The following is a 20,060-nucleotide window of genomic DNA, read 5'->3' on the forward strand; positions in this document are numbered from 1 at the left end:
CATGAAAGATAATTTGGAGTTTGTAAATAACTTAACAATACATTTTTATTGTTTGTCTTTCTCCTTTTCTCTTTTTTTAGCTAGGTATATACCTCCCGCGCTGGATTCTAGTTTTTTATCATAATCTTCTTTTGCTACTGTTTTTCCTTTAGGAAATTTTAAATCAATTATTTCATCCATCAATTCTATTTTAGAAGCTAAATATGTCTTATCATATTCTGTAACTTCCAAAATTAGTCCTGGCAATCCGCAGAAATATTTAGGACCTATACTGTAGGGCAAATTTGGTGCAAACCAAGCTACTATTTTATTAATTTTATTTTCGCCATACCTATTTACAAATGGCTTATTAAAAATAGCTTTGTAACATAAATAAGCTCCTATGGTTTTTGATTCTGGAGTAACTTCCCAATTTGAATCGGTTATTTTACTCTCTATAAGAGTGCCATCATTTTGTGCCGTAATTTGAGTTTTAGCTTCTAAATCAGAATATACATCTGGCGATGTAAACGCTAATTGGGTTATATTTATTAATTTAGTATCAGCCCCAATGCTTAACTGGTCAATGAGTTTAAAACTAGCTCTTTTTTTACTAAAAATTAACTCGAATTTTTGATTATTGGCCAATGCAATAGTCTCTTCCAATAGTTTTTGTGCAGCTTCCTTCGTGTTTTCTTTAATTAAAAATGAAGTTTGAAAATCATATTGGACTATAATGCTCTGTTGTGAGTAAACTAAACTCGTGAAAAGTAAACTAAAGAAAAAATATTTCATAGTTATATTAAATTTAGAGCTTCAAGTAATTAAACTTGAAGCTCGTTTTATCTCTAAAAACTAATTAAGACAATTATACATTAAAGAACTAAGTAATAATGTATCTTCACCTCCCCCTCTATTTTCCATTACTTGTTCATAATAGGCAATAGCAGCGGCTTGACATGAGTTTTCTTCTTGCTGAATAATCACAACTTTAATCTCATTTTTGAGAGTTGTCAACTCTTTCACTTCAACAGTATTTGCCATTGCAACTCTACTAAACGCCACAACTGCCATAGCGGTAAATAATAATTTTTTCATAATTAAATTGGTTTAAATTTATAAATATTTTCTGGTTAACCAAGGTAAATATCAAAAAAAAAAAAAAAAAACATTATTAACGAAATAACTTATAGATTTAACATATATTTAACAAGTAAAAGCGCGGATTACCTACTAACTGTCTATTAAAAAAGGCCTGAAAGCAAATGCTTTCAGGCCTTTAAAATTCTACATCATCGAAAATTAAAACTTCAATGTCATTCCCGCTAGAAAATTAATTCCCGCTTGTGGGTAGTAACCCGCTCCTTCAATCGTTGTAATTGCTGGCGGATTAGAGTAATCATCATAGGTATAGAAATAGCCGTTGGAAATGTACTTGTAATCAAAAATATTATTCACTAATACAGAAAACATTATTGCTTTGAATACTGACTTAGGTTTAATTTCATAAGTCGCATTCAAATCATTCACAAAATACGATTCCAATTTTGAACCTTCAGAATCTATATTCCCCATATATTGCTCGCCGACAAACTTAGACAAAAACGATACTTGAAAATTATTCACCGGTATAAAAGTAATGGCGTTACCTACAATAACATCTGGAGAATAAGCAATATTGGTATTCCCTAAAGCAGTCAATACTCCATCTCTAGTAAAGAAAAAATCTTTGTTTTTATTCGTGCTTAGGGTCGCATTTGGTCTAATAAATAAATTATCCAATACTGCAATCGTAGCATCTACCTCAAGACCTAGGCGGTAACTGTCGCCGCTATTTTCACGAACCGGCGCGCCTACATCGTCAATCGCTCCAGTAAGAATCAACTGGTCTTTATATGCCATGTAATACACATTAGCGTTAAATTTTACTTTTTTAGTAGCATGACGCAATCCAAGTTCAAAATCATTTAGTTTCTCTGGCCTCGGACTTCCGTTTTCATAATCAGTTCTATTAGGCTCACGATTAGCTTGAGCATAAGAAAAGTACAAGGTGTTATTCGTGTTTAATTCGAAATTCAATCCCGCTTTTGGATTAAAAAAATTAAAATTGTCGTTAACTACGCCTGCTTCGGCGCTGTTGGCTTTATAATGTACATTTCGAAGCTGTAAGTCTCCAAACAAACTAACTCTTTCTGTAATTTGGAAATTGGCTTTCGCAAAAATATTCCCATCCGTCTTTGAAGCAGAATCATCATAATAACGATCATCTAATTCACTTTGAGAAGCATAACGTGCCCAAATAATTTTCCCAAAATGATAACCTTCATATTTATTGTAACCTCCTCCAAAAATTACATCCAGCTTTTCACTTTTATAATTAGCAGAAAAAGTAGTTCCATAAAAATCATTGTCTAACCATTTTTGTCTAATCAAATCTGTTCTGTTAATAGTAGCTCCATTAATGACAATTGGAGTTAATCCATAATTCGAAAATTTTTGATTTTCCTTGTAACTTTCATAAAAACCCTTTCCTTTAGTATAATGAAAAGCCAGATTCGTGCTCCAATTCTTTGATACTTTTTCACTCCAATGCAACTGATAGTGGTCCTGCTGGTAATTATCGGTTTCATTTTCATAAAAACGAGCGTTCCCAAACTCATCCGTGTACATTCCAGAAGTATTGAATGTTCGGTCATTTTCTAGCTTATCAAGATCTTCTAATCCATTCCAAGACTGATACGTTTTCTCAGTACCTCCAAAAGCTAGTGCTTTTATCAAGGTAGTTTCTCCCACATAAGTTCCTTGTAAGAAATAAGATTTCAAATCAGAAAAAGCTCTGTCAATATATCCATCAGACTTTAAGGTAGATACTCGTCCTGCCAACTCAAAATGATCATTCATCAATCCCGTACTAAATTTAACGGTATGTTTTCTGGTGTTGAAACTTCCAAAAGAATTAGAAATTTCTCCCGAACTTTCTTTCGAATAAGAATCAGTTAGCATATTTAAACTAGCGCCAAAGGCTCCTGCTCCATTTGTCGATGTCCCTACACCGCGCTGCAGCTGCAAACTTTCGATTGAAGAAGCAAAGTCAGGCATGTTTACCCAAAAAGTTCCATGACTTTCTGAATCATTGTAAGGAATCCCGTTGATAGTTACATTTACACGAGTAGCATCGCTACCACGAACCCGAATTCCAGTATATCCTATTCCGTTTCCAGCATCAGAAGTAGTGACAACTGAGGGCAAATAATTCATTAAAATAGGAATATCTTGTCCCAGGTTGCGCGATTTAATATCTTTCTTGTCCAAGTTGCTAAAACTAACAGGCGTTTTTGTAGTAACACGAACTGCCGAAACCAAAACCTCATCGAGCTGATTGACTTGTGTGGTGTCTTTTACTTGTGCGAAAGAGAGAAAAGAGAAGAGAATAAAGATTGAAGAGAAAAGATTCTGGAATTTAGATTTCAAATTCGAATCATTAGCTAGTGCGAAGCTTTTTGATTTTTGAATTATTGAATTTGAATTTTGAATTTTTAATATAGTTTTCATCCGTAAATAAGATTACGAATAAAAGGGGGAATTATTCTTTTTGTTTAATTAATAAATTGATTGTTTCCTACGACAAAATAATAGCGTGCACTCTACAATTGTGTCGTTTTTTCCCTTAGCAACATTACTTGCTCAGGTTCGTTGGGTATGATCTCAGCCTTGTTCTGAAATAAATTCAGATTAAAGCACCCCTTTGAGACGGTGCAAATTTAGAAAAGAATTTTGAAATTTCCACCCAAAAAAATAAAATTAATCGAGTTTAGGTTTTTGTCTGTTCTGCTTGATTTGAGAGATGTTCTTTTTATTCTTAATCCGTTTTCGAATAGCCGATTTGGGAATCTTAGTCGCTTTTCTAATTTTCGGAACTTCCAATCCCTTCTTGATCACATCCAAAAAGCGTTTGATCACAATATCTTTATTTCTAATTTGGCTACGATCTTCGTCACAGTTTAAGATTAAAACTAAATCCGACGTTAATCTTGAAGCTAAATTTGTTTCTAGCAACAACTTCTCCTCTTCAGATAAAGCTTGAGATTTTAGCAGGTCAAAACTCAAAACGACTTTTGACGAAACCTTATTTACATTTTGCCCGCCAGCACCACTACTTCTAACGGCCTTAAACTGCAACTCTGCTATAATTTTATGTATTTCCATTTCGTCTGTCTCAAACTTTTGAGATTATTTTATACCCGTTATTTTGCTTGATGTGCTGGTTTCAATAAGTCGTTTACCATTTTTACAGGATTAAAAGTAATCAGGGGTACTTCTACAAAAACAGTCAACCAGTTTGCCATAGCTCCATTCCACAAACCAGGCAATTCATAGGCTTTTATACTTTTTCCGGACATGTTTTTTCCAACAACGAAACCGCTATTATAATCTACAAACTGTTTTAAATCAAACTTTTCATTTTTATAGTTTTTTATTCCGCATACTAAGTCAACCGGATTAAAATGAGTGGAATTAGCAAGAATCTTGGCTTGATCTTCGTTCTCTAAATCTACTTGCGAGGATTCTACAATTTGCAATGAAATCTTATTATTCTCATTTCGCACCCAAAAAGGTCCACCGCCTGGCTCGCCTTCGTTCTTCACCATTCCGCAAACGCGAATGGGTCTGTTTAAGATGTTTTTTACAAATTCAATTTTACTATCCAATGGCAAAATGTCGAAATCAGGATTGAATTCTACATTTAATTTTACTTCTAAGAAAATCCGAATCTCCTCTACTTGCTCCTCTGTTATCGGATTTATTTCTAATAGTCTCAAATAACTAAAAACCTGCGTTTGCAATTCGATTAGAATTCCTGCTAAAGCTTTTTTATAAATCCCGATTTGTTCGTTGTTTTCATTTAGAACATTATCAATATTTTTTATAAAAATAACATCAGCATCTAAATTATTTAAATTTTCGATCAGTGCACCGTGTCCGCCAGGTCTGAAAACCAATTGACCCACCTCATCTTTTACCAGCTTATTTTCCATATCAACAGCAAGCGTATCGCTGCTCTTACTTTGATACGAATAGGAAACCGTTATTTTGGTCTTAGATTCCTCCTCCACCTTCGTTTTTATCGAATTTACAATCTCTTCAAATTGACTTTGATGACCTTCTGAAACTGTAAAATGCAAATGAGAATCACCATTAGAACAAGAATACGAACCACATTCATACAAATGTTTTTCAATGGGTGTCGCAATAGTGGTCGCATATTTATGAAACGGTAAAACACCTTTGGGTTTATTGGCAAAATCAAAATACTCCGATGACAATAAGAATTTTATAAAATAATAATTTTTATAATTCGAATCCAAGATATCAAATTCAGGAAATTCTTCTCTCAGCTTTGCATCAATTCCCTCGAAAAACGGAAACTTCTCCATCGCAATAATAAAAAGTGACAATTCATTGTCTTTTTTGCGATTGATATAGGCATTGATTGTCTCATTTTTAATATCAAATTCATTCAAAAAGGCAATTAAAAACTTGAACATTCTAGTCGCAGCTCCAGATGCAGGAACAAATTTAAGTAGACTCAATGTCTCTTTCTTTTTATCAAAATAAGCTACTTTCTCGAGCAGCTCTACTTCGGATAATTTTAGAATTCCATTGTTTAAAGTGGCAGGCTTTACTAAAGTTACTTTGGGAACTCCATTTTTTATCAATTGCAATTGCTTGCCAATTGTATCTATCGAAAGTCCATACTCATAAATTTGAACAAAATCTACAGACGACAATCCAATTTCTTTAGCTTTTGCCAAATCATCAATAATAGAAATTGCTTTTTCGAGTCGGAGGTCCTTATCTCCTGAAAGCGTAATAAAAGGTTTTTCAGCCTCAATTAAAGCTTGTTTAAAAACTTCAAAAACGGTTTCCCTACCTTCGGGTCTATCTCTTAAATCGTCCTTTTTCCAAGGCACGTCAATATCCGTCAGAAAAAACAAATCGTATTCATGTTCCTGAGCGGCTTTATCAAGTAAAGGGTCGCAATAGTTATAATAGACTTCAGAGAATACCTTTGTCACCATTAAATTAGTATCGCAGAAAAGGTATTTATTGGCCACAGCCAACTTTTTATTTTCTAATTGTACTTGACCGTAAGCAATAGGTAGCATATCATTAATATCACAAATAAGCTGAGACTTATCCCATTTTTCTTGGAGATAATCCCGGGCAAACTCGGGCGCCCAAACCGTATTGTAATGTGCAGCGAGTTGTATTGCCAAGGTCGTTTTACCGGTGCTTTCAGGACCGAACAAGGCGATTTTTATAATTGCAGACTGCGATTGTTTAAGATTTTTCTCCATTCTAAATAGGCTGAAATAGCCATTATTGTAAAAATTAAATATTGTAAAGATAAGATTCCTAGTCCACGATAAGCGTACAAAGGCGTCACAATTATATCACCGATTATCCATAGTGTCCAATTTTCTATTTTCTTATTGGCCATAAACCACATTCCTGTAAAAAATATTCCAGAGGCAATAATATCAAAATAATTCTCACGGTGAATCTCGTAATCAAAGTATTTATAGATCCCATAAACTATAAAAATAGTTAGTATAAATAGTAGTAAACCAATGGCCTTTTCCTTTGTATCTGTTCTTGTAATAGGTAATTCTTCGGTATCATTTTCTTTTTTAGACCACTTGTACCAGCCATAAATACTCATAATAGAAAAATAAGCATTAATCATCATATCTCCTAGATAACCTACAGTAAAAAGTAAATACACCGAAACAATCGTCGCTATCAATCCTGTAGGGAAAACCCAAATATTCTCTTTTTTAGCAAACCAAACACTCAAAATCCCGAAAACAAAAACAATAAACTCCAATATAATTTGGGTAAGCGAAGCGTTTTTATATGCGTCTAGAAAAAAATCTACCATTTCTTGCTCTTTAATTTAAGAATTCACATTAGCCAATTCCCGCAATGAGGTACAGCCGTTAAAAAAATTAGTATCGTTTTCAAATGCAGTTCCTATAACTACTAAATCTGCTCCAGCGTCATAAGCATTTGTAATACCAGACAAATCTACAATTCCGCCGCCAACTATTAACGGTATATCTATATTTTTAGAAATTAAGGCAACCATCTCTAAGGGAACTGCTTTTTGAGCACCACTTCCCGCTTCTAAATAAATTAATTTATTACCTAGCATTTCGCCGGCTTGAGCTGTTGCTAGCGCCAAATCAAAATTATTCCTATCAATAGGCCTTGTTTTACTTACTCTTTCTACAGCTGTTTCTTTTCCGCTTTCTATTAAAATATAGCCGGTAGAAATGATTTCGATTTGGGATTTTTTTAAAATTGGAGCAGCTTTTACCTGATGTTCTATCAAATAATCAGGGTTTCTCCCAGATAGTAAAGACAGAAACAAGATTCCATCGGCTTCTTTCGAAATTTGTGATGGATTTCCTGGAAAAAGTACGATTGGTAACGGGCTGTTTTGTTTTATTTTTAGAATCAATTCGTCTATAATATTACTTTCAACGAGGCTTCCGCCAATGAAAATATGTGATGCTGGAGATTGATTGATTTTTAGAATAAGATGGTCTAAATTTTCCCAAATAATTTTATCAGGATCGAGAAGAATAGCCAATAGCTTTCTATTTTCTAACTTTGACTGTACTATTTGATTGTATATATTCCTATCTTTATTTTCCATAATAAGCGTAAAAATAGCAGTTTTTTGAAAATGAGCCTTACTTTACCAAAGAATATCTTTGCTCTAGCACTGTAAAACACCTCAGAAATTAAACTATGATCGAAATAGCCTTACTTGAAAAATACAATGTTGTGCGAAAGCATTACAAGAAGTTGGAAATCATTTTTGAAAAAGACCATCTCGCTACGCATTACTATCAGATTGTTTCGGGAGCGGTAAAAATGAATAATTACAATGATGATGGCAGGGAATTTATCCAAGGTATATTTTATGCGAATCAGAGTTTTGGCGAGCCACCACTTTTTCTAGATAGAACCTATCCCGCCAATGCCGAAGCTGTTGAAGATTCTGAAATACTTTGCATTTCGAAAGTTAATTTCTTGAAGCTAATATCAGAAAATCCTAAAGTTTCCATCAGCATAATCGAAATTCTAGCGCATCGTTTGCATTACAAATCGGTTATGGCAGCCGAGATTTCGACACACGACTCTGAGCACCGTCTTCTACAGTTATTTGATTATTCGATCAGTTATTTAAATTTCAAAAAAGACAATAATGGCTATGCTATCGATTTGACTCGACAACAAATGGGAGATTTAACAGGACTTCGGGTCGAAACGGTTATTCGAACAATTAAAACATTGGAGAAAAAAGGAGAATTGAAAATTATCAATCGAAAAGTATATCGTTGATACTGAAATTTGAAGCTTTAGCAAAAGTTTAAAAATAGCTAATTACTCCTTTATGATGTATGTCATAAAACATTGAATCTATGTGGTGGTAAATTTGTCCCAACATAAAATTCAACTATTATGACACTTTACACAAAAACACTTGCAGATTTTGACAACAACTTTATTGGCTACGCAACATTAATCATCATTGGACAAAGTTGTCTAGGAGCAGTTGCTGCCATGAACATTTTAAAAAACGGAACGAGCGTAGCTCAAATGATACAACTTGCCCTAATTGTTGTACTTTGCATGCTTGTAAACACTTCGATTTTGGCACAAATGAAGCATAAAGTTATTTTTAACCTTACTATTGCCAGCGTATTACTAAGTGCTCTATTAATTTTCATCAACGCCATAATTATATAATGAAGAAACTAATTGAAAACCGAGAAGATGTAAAACTCCTAGTCACTACTTTTTATGACAAAATTAGATCAGATCAGGAAATCGGTTTTTTCTTTAATGAGACTATTACTGACTGGGAGGAACATTTAGAGAAGCTGACTAACTTCTGGGAAATGAATTTATTTGGCACAAAAAACTATACTGGAAATCCCATTATAGCGCACAATGCAGTCGACAAACGTTTTAATCATAGCATTACGCCAAATATTTTTGGCATTTGGCTAAATCTATGGTTTGCCACTTTGGACGAACTTTTTGAAGGTGAGAATGTAGATATTCTAAAACGTAGAGCTAGAAAAATGCAAACTTTTCTATATATGAATATTTTCGAAAGCCGGACTAAGGATTAATCCTTTTCGAATGCATAAACCAAGGTGAAATTATCGATCTCTTCAAAATAAATTTTGAATTCTTTGATTATGCTATCAAAATGCAGTTCGGCTTGACCTAAACTATCCTGCAACTCAAAATCTCCAACTTTAATATGGTCTTTAAAACTGATTCCTTTCTCATTTCGAATTTTGAAAATGGCTTCTTTAATCCCCCAAATCACAGTTAGCTTGCGAATGTATTCTTCTTTATTTTCAGCTTCGAAACTTCGAGATAAAAATTGATTTTCTGAATCGCAAAATTTATCAGCGATGCGAATGATCTTATCTCGTTGCAACTCAATATCAATTCCTACGGTGGCGTCACTAATAATAATAGCCGAAAAATCATGAGAATGGGTAATCGAAATGTATTTATTATCCTTGAGATGCGGTTTCCCAAATGCATCATAATACAAATCTAAATCAGTGTAGCCAGCAGTTTGTAATAGTTTTCGAACACTTAAAAAACCACGCTGATGCATCTCTGATTTCATTCCGGCAAGACGAATGCTGTTTTTGTCATTTAGGACTACTGTCTCGAATAGCTCAGTATAAGATTCGGTGATTTTCCAAACAAGAATTTGTGTCGAAGAATTAAAGTGTATCGTTTTGAGTAAAGGCATGTTGTGTACTTGATTTGAACCCAGATTGCCCCAAAGCTTCGGGAGGCATCCTTTTATAAAGCTGGAAGCCTTTTGAAGGCTGGAAGCTTTATAAAAGATACAGTGCAAAGCAGGATTAGCTCCTGAAAATGAAGCTAAAGGGTATTTTAATTATTATTTTACTGATTTATAAAAGATTACAGTCCTAAACAATTCATAAATAGGCAGGAATGTTTTTATAATCATAAGTTATTCCGTAAATTTGCAAAAAAATTACAATTACAAATATACTATAAATGAGTACTACAACTATGCCTTTTGTGGCTTTCAAAGTAAAAGATATCTCTCTAGCGGCCTGGGGAAGAAAAGAAATTGAATTAGCTGAAGCTGAAATGCCAGGTTTAATGGCACTTCGTGCTGAATATAAAGACGAACAACCACTTGCTGGTTCTCGTATTGCTGGATGTTTACACATGACAATCCAAACTGCAGTTTTAATCGAGACTTTAATCGCTCTTGGTGCTGAAGTTACTTGGTCATCTTGTAACATTTTCTCAACTCAAGATCAAGCTGCTGCTGCAATTGCTGCTGCTGGAATTCAAGTTTACGCTTGGAAAGGTCTAAACGAAGAGGATTTTGACTGGTGTATCGAGCAAACATTATTCTTTGGTGAAGATAGAAAACCATTGAACATGATTCTTGATGACGGTGGAGATTTGACTAACATGGTTATTGACCGTTACCCAGAATTAGTTGCTGGAATCAAAGGTTTATCTGAAGAGACTACAACTGGAGTTCATAGACTTTACGAAAGAGTAAAAGCGGGAACTTTACCAATGCCTGCAATCAACGTTAATGACTCGGTTACTAAATCGAAATTTGACAACAAATACGGCTGTAAAGAATCTGCAGTTGATGCGGTTCGTCGTGCAACTGATATTATGCTTGCTGGTAAAAGAGTGGTTGTATGTGGATACGGAGATGTAGGAAAAGGAACTGCTGCTTCTTTTAGAGGTGCTGGATCTATTGTTACAGTTACTGAAATTGATCCAATTTGTGCTTTACAAGCTGCAATGGACGGTTTTGAAGTTAAAAAATTAGACACTGTTGTTGGAAATGCTGATATCATCATCACAACTACAGGAAATAAAGATATCGTTCTAGGTTCTCACTTTGAGCAAATGAAAGATAAAACTATCGTTTGTAACATCGGACATTTTGATAACGAAATTGCAGTTGCTTGGTTGAACGAAAACCACGGCGCTTCTAAAATTGAAATCAAACCACAGGTGGATAAATATACTATCGATGGTAAAGACATCATCCTTTTGGCGGAAGGTCGTTTAGTAAACCTTGGTTGCGCTACAGGTCACCCAAGCTTTGTAATGAGTAACTCATTTACTAACCAAACTTTAGCTCAAATCGAATTGTGGAAAAACAGTGCAAACTACGATAATGACGTTTACATGTTGCCAAAACACCTAGATGAAAAAGTGGCTATGTTGCACCTTGCTAAATTAGGAGTTGAATTGGAGACCTTACGTGATGATCAAGCGGCTTACATCGGAGTTGAAGTTACAGGTCCATTCAAACCAGAATACTACAGATACTAAGTAATTGCCAGGAACGAAGCAATCTTATTATATATTTTAGGAAAACCCTTGCAGTCCCGAAATTTCGGGAGCGAGGGTTTTTTGTTTTTGAGCATGTCCCGCTTCCACTAAAGTTACAGCAGGTCAGGCTGTGCGCTACAATCTTTATGTTTTTAAAGAAAAAACATAAAGGATTTACACTTCCATCCTTCATGCAAACCAGAATAACGACCACGAATTCCATACAAAAACAAATAATAAGTTAAAATTTAACATTTCCTTTTAAACCTTTCTAATCATTTGGCATCTTAACGTTTACTAAATTCATTTTATCATGTCAAAATATTACGCATTACTATTCATTTTAGGTTTTTCATTTTATGTATCAGCTCAAGAAAATTATACCATAAAGGGTAAAATATTGGGAAGCAACGACAACCTACCGCTCGAGTCGGCGACGGTTTATTTCACCACCGTGAAAGATTCAACCATGCTGGAATACACTTTGACAGATAAAAATGGAGATTTTATGTTTGCAGCAAAAAAACAAGACAACCCAGTTTCGCTGAAAGTAACTTATATGGGGTTTCAAACCTTCACCGAAGAACTAAAAAACATAAATGCCAATAAAGATTTCAGCACAATCTATCTTCTAGAATCCACTAACGCTCTGGAAGGAGTTACCATAAAAGGACAGGAACCTCCTATTCGAATTAAAAATGATACTATTGAGTTTAAAGCATCTTTGTTTAAAGTTCGCCCAGATTCAAACGTGGAAACTTTATTAAAAGGACTACCTGGATTTGAAGTAGACAGCGATGGAAAAATCACTGTAAACGGAAAAGAAGTAAATCAAGTTTTAGTAAATGGGAAACCATTTTTTGATCGCGATGGCGCAATGGCTTTGAAAAACTTACCGGCTGAAATTATTAACAAAATACAGGTTTCTGATTTTAAAACAAAAAAAGAAGAATACGCTAAAACCGAATCGACTTCTGATAATGCGAGCATCAACCTGACTATAGATGAAGATAAAAACAAAGGCTATTTTGGCAAGTTTCTTGGCGGCTATGGTACTGACGAGCGTTATGAATCTAGTTTTGTAGTAAACTTTTTTAATAAAAACAGAAAAATAAGTATTTTAGGATCCTCCAATAACATCAACGCTCCCGGTTTTTCTATGGATGAAGTTTTTGACAATATGGGCGGTGGTAGAAACAGTAGAGGCGGCACCACTGGAAGCACAGGCCGCGGAATAACAAAATCAAACTTAGTAGGATTAAACTATTCTGATGAATGGATTAAAGGCATGCAAGCTTCTGGAAATTACAATTTTTCGAATACTGAAACCGACAATTTATACAAATCTAAAGCTATAAACTTCCTGCCTACTGGAAATTTCACTACGGAATCTCAATCGAAAACAAAAAACGAAAACACCAGCAACAAAGCAAATTTCGAACTTGAATACAAAGTAAATCCTAGTATCCGAGTCTTTGCTGCACCAAAATTTTCAACTAGTAAATCAGATAACTTTTCCGAATCAGAAAGTACGTCTATCGAAGAAAACGGAACTTTAAAGAACGACTCAAAATCAAAATCAAGTAGTCAAAATGAATCAAATACCTTTGGAAACTCCATAAACTTCAATAAATCTTTCGATAAAAAAGCAAGAAACCTAAGTGTTGTATTGAACAACAGCAATACAAAAACAAATTCGAATGGATTTACCAATTCGGAGACCATCTATTACGCCACACAAACGAGTGACAATAGAAATCAAAACAATCTTACTGACAGCACAAATGACACTTATTCGGCCGAAATTGAATATACAGAACCAGTAACAGATTCGCTTCGCTTTAAAATAGGAGTGGAATACAACTTTAAAAATTCGACAAATGAGGTTAAAACATATAATTTCAACACACTAGATCAAGCTTTTTCAGATCTTAATGACCTGCAATCTAATTATACTACTTCGACACAAAATAGCATTGCTCCAAAGGCGGGACTTCGTTTTGAAAAAAACAAGTTCACAGTAGACATCAATTCTTCGTCTTCAATTGTTCAATATGACAATCACTCGAATTACTTAAATCAATCGACTGATTTAAACAAAAGATACATATTGCCAGAGTTAAGTGCACAAATTAGATACCGCATGGATCGTTCTAAAGTACTTACCACCAGATATAATTATTCGGTTTCACTACCATCCTCTACTGAACTACTTCCTATAGCTAACCTTGCAAACCCTTTGAATACCATTATAGGAAACCCTGATTTAAAATTAAACGAGAAACACAGCGCCCGAATCAATTATAGAAATTTTGATTTCCCCAGTCGTTCTGGTTATAGTATTTATATAAATAGTGATTTCTATGCTAGTGATATTATATCATCGTCAATATATGATGAAAACAGAAAACGAACAACTACTTATGAAAACATATCAGGAACCTATTCTATTTCGGCAGGCGGAAGCTGGAATAAATCCATCAAACAGGAATCTAATTTGTTGCGTTATGGAATAGCCTTAAACACTAACGTAAACACCTCCAAAGGATTTACTAACAGCGTACTTTATGACGCCACATCAATGTCAGCCGGACCTAGAATCTATCTGAACTATGATTATGGAGAGTTTTTCACTATTGCACCATCCTATAATTTCAGCTATAGCGAAACTCAATATGAAAATTACTTAATTAAATCTAGCTCGAATGTTGTACACAGAATGAACATTCAAACAACCACTTACTGGCCACAAAACTGGATTTGGGGAAATGATTTCGGCTACACTTACAATTCAAGACTATCTTCTGATTTTAAGAAAGATTTCTACTTATGGAATACTAGTTTGTCCTACAGTTTTTACAACAAGAGCTTTACCGCCAAAGTAAAAGTTTATGATGTTTTAAATCAAAATCAGAGCAGCTCACGAACTATTACAGCGACAACGATTCGTGATGACGAAAATACCATTTTGAAGCGCTACGGCATGTTTTCTTTAACTTATAAAATTCAAAACTTCTCCGGAATGAAAAACCCTCCTGGCAGTAGAAACAATAGAGGAGGTCGCGAGAGTAGAGAAATGCGTTCTAACGAATAACTCATAGTATTTCCTATCGCTATCATACCTTAAAAACCCGTCCCGATTTATTTCGAGACGGGTTTTTAGTTTTAAGCGGTACCGTGAATTAAGATTCTTTTCTCTTTCGAATAAAATTACTTTATGTAATTAGCCCAATCCTGTAGAAATGACAAAGCCTATTTTGAACCTTAATTTTCTAATTTAGTTAGCACCGCTCCACTTAGTCATAACATTCAGAAAGTAGTGGAAAAACAAAAAACCCAATCGCAATGCGATTGGGTTTTTTAATAAATTGAGAAAATCAATTATGCTTCAACTTCAAATGGAAGTATAGATACATAAGATTTGTTATCTCTTTTCTTTTGGAAGTGTACAACTCCATCTACTCTTGCGTGTAGGGTGTGATCTTTACTGATGTAAACATTTTCACCTGGATTGTGTTTTGAACCTCTTTGTCTTACGATGATGTTCCCTGCGATAGCAGCTTGTCCACCAAAAATCTTAACACCTAAACGTTTTGATTCTGATTCTCTACCATTCTTGGAACTACCGACACCTTTCTTGTGAGCCATGACGTATTAGTTTAATATTGTTATTATTCTTTAGTATCTTCTTTTTTAGCTTTAGGAGCTTTTTTTACTTTAGCAGCCGGAGCTTCTTCAGTACTTTCTTCTGCTACCGCTTTTTTAGTTGCTGCCTTTTTTGGAGCTCCTAAACCAGTAATACCTTCAATTACAATTTGAGTAAGATATTGTCTGTGACCATTTCTCTTTTTGTATCCTTTTCTTCTTTTCTTTTTGAAAACGATAACTTTATCTCCTTTTAAGTGTTGTAACACTTTAGCTTCTACTGAAGCACCTTCTATAGCTGGGGCGCCTAAAGTGATTGATCCATTGTCGTCTAATAAAAGAACTTTGTCAAAAGAAACTTTTGAACCTTCTTCATTAGCCAAACGATGAACGTAAACCTTTAAGTCTTTGCTTACTTTAAATTGTTGCCCTGCTATCTCTACGATTGCATACATACCAAATTGATTTATTGATTTTTAAGGTTGCAAATATACAATTTAATTTTTATCTCACAACCCTCTAAAACTAAAATTAAATTTTCTTTACTTTATATCTTATTTTGAAGGAATTACCAGCACAAAAACACTCTCATTTTGTAATAAAAACAGCTTCTTAAACGTACATCATTAAAAAAAGGTATTTTTGAAGCCACAATAATCTGCGTTTTCTTTAATTCTAAATGCATTTTTATTCATATTTATGGAAAAATCAATAATGGGAATTACGAACTCCCTACTCCTTGGCGGAGTCGCCACTGCCCAAAAAATAGCTTTTGAAGAATACAATCTTGATAATGGCATGCATGTTATCCTGCACCATGACTCTTCAGCTCCTGTGGTAACCGCTTCGGTAATGTATCATGTAGGTTCGAAAGATGAAAATCCAGAAAAAACTGGTTTTGCTCACTTTTTCGAACACCTATTATTTGAAGGAACTAAAAACATCAAAAGAGGGGAATGGTTTAAAATTGTAACTTCTAATGGTGGAGTTAATAATGCCAATACATCTGATGATCGCACCTATTATTATGAGGTATTCCCTTCTAATAATTTAGAACTAGCACTGTGGATGGAATCCGAAAGATTGATGCATCCCGTTATTAACCAAATTGGGGTCGACACCCAAAACGGAGTTATAAAAGAAGAGAAAAATTCTCGTTACGACAACCAGCCTTACGGCAAAATTTTATCCATCGTTAAAGAAAACATGTTTAAAAATCATCCGTATCGTTGGTCGACTATTGGATCCATGGAACATTTAGACACAGCCACACTTGAAGATTTCAAAGCATTTCACAAAAAATTCTATACCCCAAATAACGCTGTACTAGTTGTCGCTGGAGATTTCGAAAAAAATCAAGCTAAAGAATGGATCCGAAACTATTTTAGTCCAATAGAAAAAGGTGAAGCGCTAAAAAAACAAACTTTTGTAGAAGAGCCGATAACGGAAACGATTAAAGCTACCTACGAAGATCCGAACATTCAAATACCAATGGTGGTCGCTTCATACAGAACTCCTTCGATGAAAACAAGAGATGCTAGGGTTCTTGACTTTATATCATCGTATTTAAGTGATGGTAAGAGTTCGAAATTATACAAAAAAATCGTAGACGAAAAAAAGATAGCACTGCAAATAGGTGCCGTAGGTTTTAGCCAGGAAGATTTCGGAATGTACATTCTATATGGCTTACCAATGGGAACGCATACTGCCGAAGATCTCTTGCACGAAATCGATGAGGAAATTGTAAAAATTCAAACGGAATTGATATCTGACAAAGATTATCACAAATTGCAAAATCAGTTTGAGAACCAATATGTGAACAAAAACTCTACCGTGGAAGGAATTGCTGAGAACCTCGCAAAGTATTATTTACTCTATGGCGACATCAATTTAATTAATACTGAGATTGAATTGTATCACTCTATTACAAGAGAAGAAATAAGGGAAGTAGCAAAAAAATACCTGAATCCGAATCAGAGATTGGTATTGGACTACATCCCTACTTTAGATACAACTCAGAATTAAGAAAAAAAATATTCTATTCATCCTATTATTTGTAACAGGAATTATGCAAGCAGAAAATCGCAGCCAACCGAAACCTGGAAAACCACCAGTTGTCAACCTTAAAAAACCACAAACCTTTGCCTTAGCAAATGGACTGAAAGTAATGATTGTCGAAAATCATAAATTACCGCGGGTCACTTTCAATCTGACTATAGACAATCCCCCATTTGCAGAAGACAGTAAAAAGGGAGTTGACGAACTTTGTAGCAACTTAATTGGAAGCGGAAACCTTAAAATCACCAAAGACGATTTTAATGAAGAAGTAGATTTCCTGGGTGCCAATATAAATTTTAATTCACATGGCGCTTCCGCAAGTGCGCTTTCTAAATATTCAGGCAGAGTACTTCAACTGTTAACTTATGGCGCACTATACCCTAACTTTACTCAGGAAGAATTCGACAAAGAAAAAGCAAAACTGCTAGAAGCTATAAAATCGCAGGAAAAAAACGTAAGTGCCATTGCTAATAGAGTTGTTAATACTTTAGCTTTCGGGATCGATCATCCTGCGGGAGAATACATCACCCAAGAAACACTTAACAATGTGACCCTTGCTGATGTAAAAGCGAATTACACTGCACATTTCGCGCCAGAGAATACTTATTTAGTAATTATTGGAGACATTAAATACAAAGAAGTAAAACCTATCGTTGAAAAACTTTTTGGATCTTGGAAAAGAGCAAACACCCCAATAACAAACTATACGGCACCACAAAACGTTCCTTTTACACAAATTAATTTTATAGACGTTCCTAACGCTGTTCAGTCGGAAATATCATTAGTCAATACTATAGATTTAAAAATGGCTGATGAAGACTTTTTTCCAGCCGCAATCGCCACCTTTATACTAGGAGGAGATTACAACAGCTATTTAAATATGAATTTAAGAGAGGAACACGGCTGGACTTATGGTGCCAATACAAGTATAGGAGCAGGAAAATATGTTTCGAAATTAAAATCGAATTCATCGATAAGAACCACCGCAACTGACAGCGCAGTAGTTGAATTTATAAAAGAAATTAAAAGAATCAGAACCGAAAAAGTATCCGAAGACTTATTAAAAGAGGTAAAAGCAGGATACATTGGCCGTTTTGTAATGCAGGTCGAAAAACCAAACACTATTGCACGTTATGCCTTAAATGTAGAAACCGAAGAGTTGGCACCCGATTTTTATGAAAACTACATCAAAAGAATAACCGCAGTAACAGCTAAAGACATTCTCAAAGCAGCCAATAAATATTTCTTGATCGATAATACCCGAATTATAATTGCAGGAAAAGGAGCAGATGTTATTCCGGGACTTGAAAAACTAAATATCCCCCTATTTTATTTCGATAAATACGGCAGACCCACAGACAGACCTTCGATAAAATAAAGGTATTCGTTGCAGACAATGTCACACTTATAAAGGCTCTTCATCAATAAATTTAATGAAGAGCCTTTTTTGTTTTTTTCGAAAAATTAACGCTGCTAACAAATGATTAACTCTCATTTTTCTTAAATACAGACGTAAATTCTTATAAAATAAATTATTTTAGTTGTAACAATATATTTGATTGAACGACCTATACATTAAATTAATCTATTAACTACCTATGAAAAAATCAATAATGGCATTAAGCGCCACGCTATTACTTGGCGGAGCCGTTTCTGCACAAAAAGTAGCTTTCGAAGAATACACATTAGACAATGGTCTACATGTTATTTTACAAAATGATCCTTCGGCCCCAGTTGTAATTACATCAGTAATGTACCATGTAGGTGCAAAAAATGAAAATCCAGAAAGAACTGGTTTCGCCCATTTTTTCGAACATTTATTATTTGAAGGAACTGAGAACATCAAGCGCGGCGAATGGTTTAAAATTGTAACCGGAAACGGAGGAACAAACAACGCCAACACCACCGAAGACCGCACGTATTACTACGAAGTATTCCCGTCTAACAATCTTGAACTAGGATTATGGATGGAAGCCGAGAGATTGCTGCATCCAGTGATTAGCCAAATAGGTGTTGACACTCAAAATGAAGTTGTCAAAGAAGAGAAAAGAATGCGTTATGACAACAGCCCTTACGGACAAATGATTCCAGAGGTAAAGAAAAGAATGTTCTCTAACCATCCTTATCGCTGGACAACTATTGGATCTTTGGAGCATTTAGACGCAGCAAAACTAGAAGAATTTCAAGCCTTCAATAAGAAGTTTTATGTTCCCAACAATGCTGTTCTCGTAGTAGCGGGAGATTTTGAGAACGCTCAAGCCAAAGAATGGATCCAAAAATACTTTGGCCCTATAAAAAAAGGAGCTGATATTAAAAGAGAAACTTTTGTAGAGCAACCCATTACCGAAACTATCAAAGGAAAATTTGAAGACTCTAACATTCAAATTCCAATGCTTGTAGCTGCTTACAGAACTCCGTCTATGAAAACTCGCGACGCTAGAGTTTTAGATTTTATTTCAACAATTTTAAGTGATGGTAAAAGCTCGAGATTGTATAAAAAAATAGTAGACGAGAAGAAAGTGGCCTTACAAATTGGCGCGTTCAACTACAGTCAAGAAGATTATGGAACGTACATCCTTTATGGATTACCTCAAGCTCCTAACACATCTGAAAACTTACTTGCTGAAATCGATTCTGAAATTGTAAGATTACAAACCGAACTGATATCGGATAAGGAATTACAGAAACTTCTAAACAAGTACGAGAATCAATATGTAAACAGCAATGCAACTATTGAAGGAGTTGCAGAAAATCTTGCTACATTCCACATGCTGTTCAAGGACGTAAACTTAATCAATACAGAAATTGATATGTACCGTACTATTACTCCAGAAGAAATTAGAACTGTTGCAAAAAAATATCTAAATCCAAACCAAAGATTAGTTTTAGATTATGTTCCATCAGCTGATAAAGCCACTAAATAATACAGA

General features: G+C 34.6%; 18 protein-coding genes. 8 read left to right on the top strand and 10 right to left on the bottom strand.

Going from position 1 to position 20,060, the window contains the following annotated elements; translation table 11 throughout:
* Positions 1 to 45: 45 nt before the first annotated feature.
* The 7 genes from E0F98_RS02130 to E0F98_RS02160 all read right to left on the bottom strand — a co-directional run bounded on the left by E0F98_RS02130 (position 46) and on the right by E0F98_RS02160 (position 7,702).
* Complete coding sequence (locus E0F98_RS02130; RefSeq protein ID WP_132108731.1) at positions 46 to 774, bottom strand: GLPGLI family protein; 729 nt, start codon at positions 772 to 774, stop codon at positions 46 to 48.
* A gap of 60 nt (positions 775 to 834) precedes the next feature.
* On the bottom strand, positions 835 to 1,077 hold the full coding sequence (locus tag E0F98_RS02135) for a hypothetical protein (protein WP_132108733.1): 243 nt from the start codon (positions 1,075 to 1,077) through the stop codon (positions 835 to 837).
* A gap of 204 nt (positions 1,078 to 1,281) precedes the next feature.
* Positions 1,282 to 3,531 carry a TonB-dependent receptor gene (locus E0F98_RS02140; RefSeq protein ID WP_132108735.1) on the bottom strand — a complete coding sequence of 750 codons (2,250 nt, stop codon included), beginning with the start codon at positions 3,529 to 3,531 and terminating at the stop codon, positions 1,282 to 1,284.
* A gap of 249 nt (positions 3,532 to 3,780) precedes the next feature.
* Positions 3,781 to 4,185, bottom strand: a complete 405-nt coding sequence (arfB, locus tag E0F98_RS02145; RefSeq protein ID WP_132108737.1) for an alternative ribosome rescue aminoacyl-tRNA hydrolase ArfB — start codon at positions 4,183 to 4,185, stop codon at positions 3,781 to 3,783.
* Between the two features lie 38 nt (positions 4,186 to 4,223).
* Positions 4,224 to 6,338, bottom strand: coding sequence for a DUF4301 family protein (locus tag E0F98_RS02150; protein WP_132108739.1), 2,115 nt, complete (start codon positions 6,336 to 6,338; stop codon positions 4,224 to 4,226).
* Positions 6,299 to 6,922 carry a nicotinamide riboside transporter PnuC gene (pnuC, locus tag E0F98_RS02155; protein ID WP_132108741.1) on the bottom strand — a complete coding sequence of 208 codons (624 nt, stop codon included), beginning with the start codon at positions 6,920 to 6,922 and terminating at the stop codon, positions 6,299 to 6,301. Before pnuC ends, E0F98_RS02150 begins: the two co-directional genes overlap by 40 nt.
* 15 nt (positions 6,923 to 6,937) lie before the next feature.
* Positions 6,938 to 7,702, bottom strand: a complete 765-nt coding sequence (locus E0F98_RS02160; RefSeq protein ID WP_132108743.1) for a geranylgeranylglyceryl/heptaprenylglyceryl phosphate synthase — start codon at positions 7,700 to 7,702, stop codon at positions 6,938 to 6,940.
* 95 nt (positions 7,703 to 7,797) lie between these two features.
* On the opposite strand from E0F98_RS02160, the gene E0F98_RS02165 reads away from it, so the two are divergent.
* From E0F98_RS02165 to E0F98_RS02175, 3 genes are all read left to right on the top strand, one after another.
* Complete coding sequence (locus tag E0F98_RS02165; RefSeq protein WP_132108745.1) at positions 7,798 to 8,394, top strand: Crp/Fnr family transcriptional regulator; 597 nt, start codon at positions 7,798 to 7,800, stop codon at positions 8,392 to 8,394.
* Between the two features lie 120 nt (positions 8,395 to 8,514).
* A complete protein-coding gene (locus E0F98_RS02170) occupies positions 8,515 to 8,802 on the top strand; it encodes a hypothetical protein (protein ID WP_132108747.1) in 288 nt (95 codons plus the stop codon).
* Entirely contained in the window at positions 8,802 to 9,191 is a 390-nt protein-coding gene (locus tag E0F98_RS02175; RefSeq protein ID WP_132108748.1) for a group III truncated hemoglobin, read from the top strand. The genes E0F98_RS02170 and E0F98_RS02175 overlap by 1 nt, the downstream gene beginning before the upstream one ends.
* Here E0F98_RS02175 and E0F98_RS02180 read toward each other — a convergent pair.
* Positions 9,188 to 9,835 (bottom strand): 4'-phosphopantetheinyl transferase family protein, encoded by a 648-nt coding sequence (locus tag E0F98_RS02180; protein ID WP_132108750.1) that lies wholly within the window; start codon positions 9,833 to 9,835, stop codon positions 9,188 to 9,190. The two genes, E0F98_RS02175 and E0F98_RS02180, sit on opposite strands and share 4 nt — an antisense overlap.
* Before the next feature lie 275 nt (positions 9,836 to 10,110).
* Here E0F98_RS02180 and ahcY point away from each other — a divergent pair, with 275 nt between their 5' ends.
* Both ahcY and E0F98_RS02190 read left to right on the top strand, forming a co-directional pair.
* Complete coding sequence (gene ahcY, locus E0F98_RS02185) at positions 10,111 to 11,427, top strand: adenosylhomocysteinase (RefSeq protein ID WP_132108752.1); 1,317 nt, start codon at positions 10,111 to 10,113, stop codon at positions 11,425 to 11,427.
* Between the two features lie 313 nt (positions 11,428 to 11,740).
* On the top strand, positions 11,741 to 14,521 hold the full coding sequence (locus E0F98_RS02190; protein ID WP_132108754.1) for an outer membrane beta-barrel protein: 2,781 nt from the start codon (positions 11,741 to 11,743) through the stop codon (positions 14,519 to 14,521).
* A gap of 287 nt (positions 14,522 to 14,808) precedes the next feature.
* Here E0F98_RS02190 and rpmA read toward each other — a convergent pair whose 3' ends face one another.
* Both rpmA and rplU read right to left on the bottom strand, forming a co-directional pair.
* Positions 14,809 to 15,075 (bottom strand): 50S ribosomal protein L27, encoded by a 267-nt coding sequence (rpmA, locus tag E0F98_RS02195; RefSeq protein ID WP_066333538.1) that lies wholly within the window; start codon positions 15,073 to 15,075, stop codon positions 14,809 to 14,811.
* A gap of 23 nt (positions 15,076 to 15,098) precedes the next feature.
* Positions 15,099 to 15,527: a 50S ribosomal protein L21 gene (gene rplU, locus E0F98_RS02200; protein WP_132108756.1), complete on the bottom strand. Its 429-nt coding sequence runs from the start codon at positions 15,525 to 15,527 to the stop codon at positions 15,099 to 15,101.
* Positions 15,528 to 15,771: 244 nt separating this feature from the next.
* Here rplU and E0F98_RS02205 point away from each other — a divergent pair, with 244 nt between their 5' ends.
* From E0F98_RS02205 to E0F98_RS02215, 3 genes are all read left to right on the top strand, one after another.
* Entirely contained in the window at positions 15,772 to 17,097 is a 1,326-nt protein-coding gene (locus tag E0F98_RS02205) for a M16 family metallopeptidase (protein WP_132108758.1), read from the top strand.
* A gap of 43 nt (positions 17,098 to 17,140) precedes the next feature.
* Positions 17,141 to 18,508, top strand: a complete 1,368-nt coding sequence (locus E0F98_RS02210; RefSeq protein WP_132108760.1) for a M16 family metallopeptidase — start codon at positions 17,141 to 17,143, stop codon at positions 18,506 to 18,508.
* A gap of 220 nt (positions 18,509 to 18,728) precedes the next feature.
* The gene (locus E0F98_RS02215) at positions 18,729 to 20,054 is read left to right on the top strand and encodes a M16 family metallopeptidase (protein WP_132108762.1); all 1,326 of its coding nucleotides are present in this window, start codon (positions 18,729 to 18,731) and stop codon (positions 20,052 to 20,054) included.
* Positions 20,055 to 20,060: the final 6 nt, after the last annotated feature.

It is taken from the genome of Flavobacterium hiemivividum, assembly GCF_004349145.1.
Lineage (GTDB): Bacteria > Bacteroidota > Bacteroidia > Flavobacteriales > Flavobacteriaceae > Flavobacterium > Flavobacterium hiemivividum.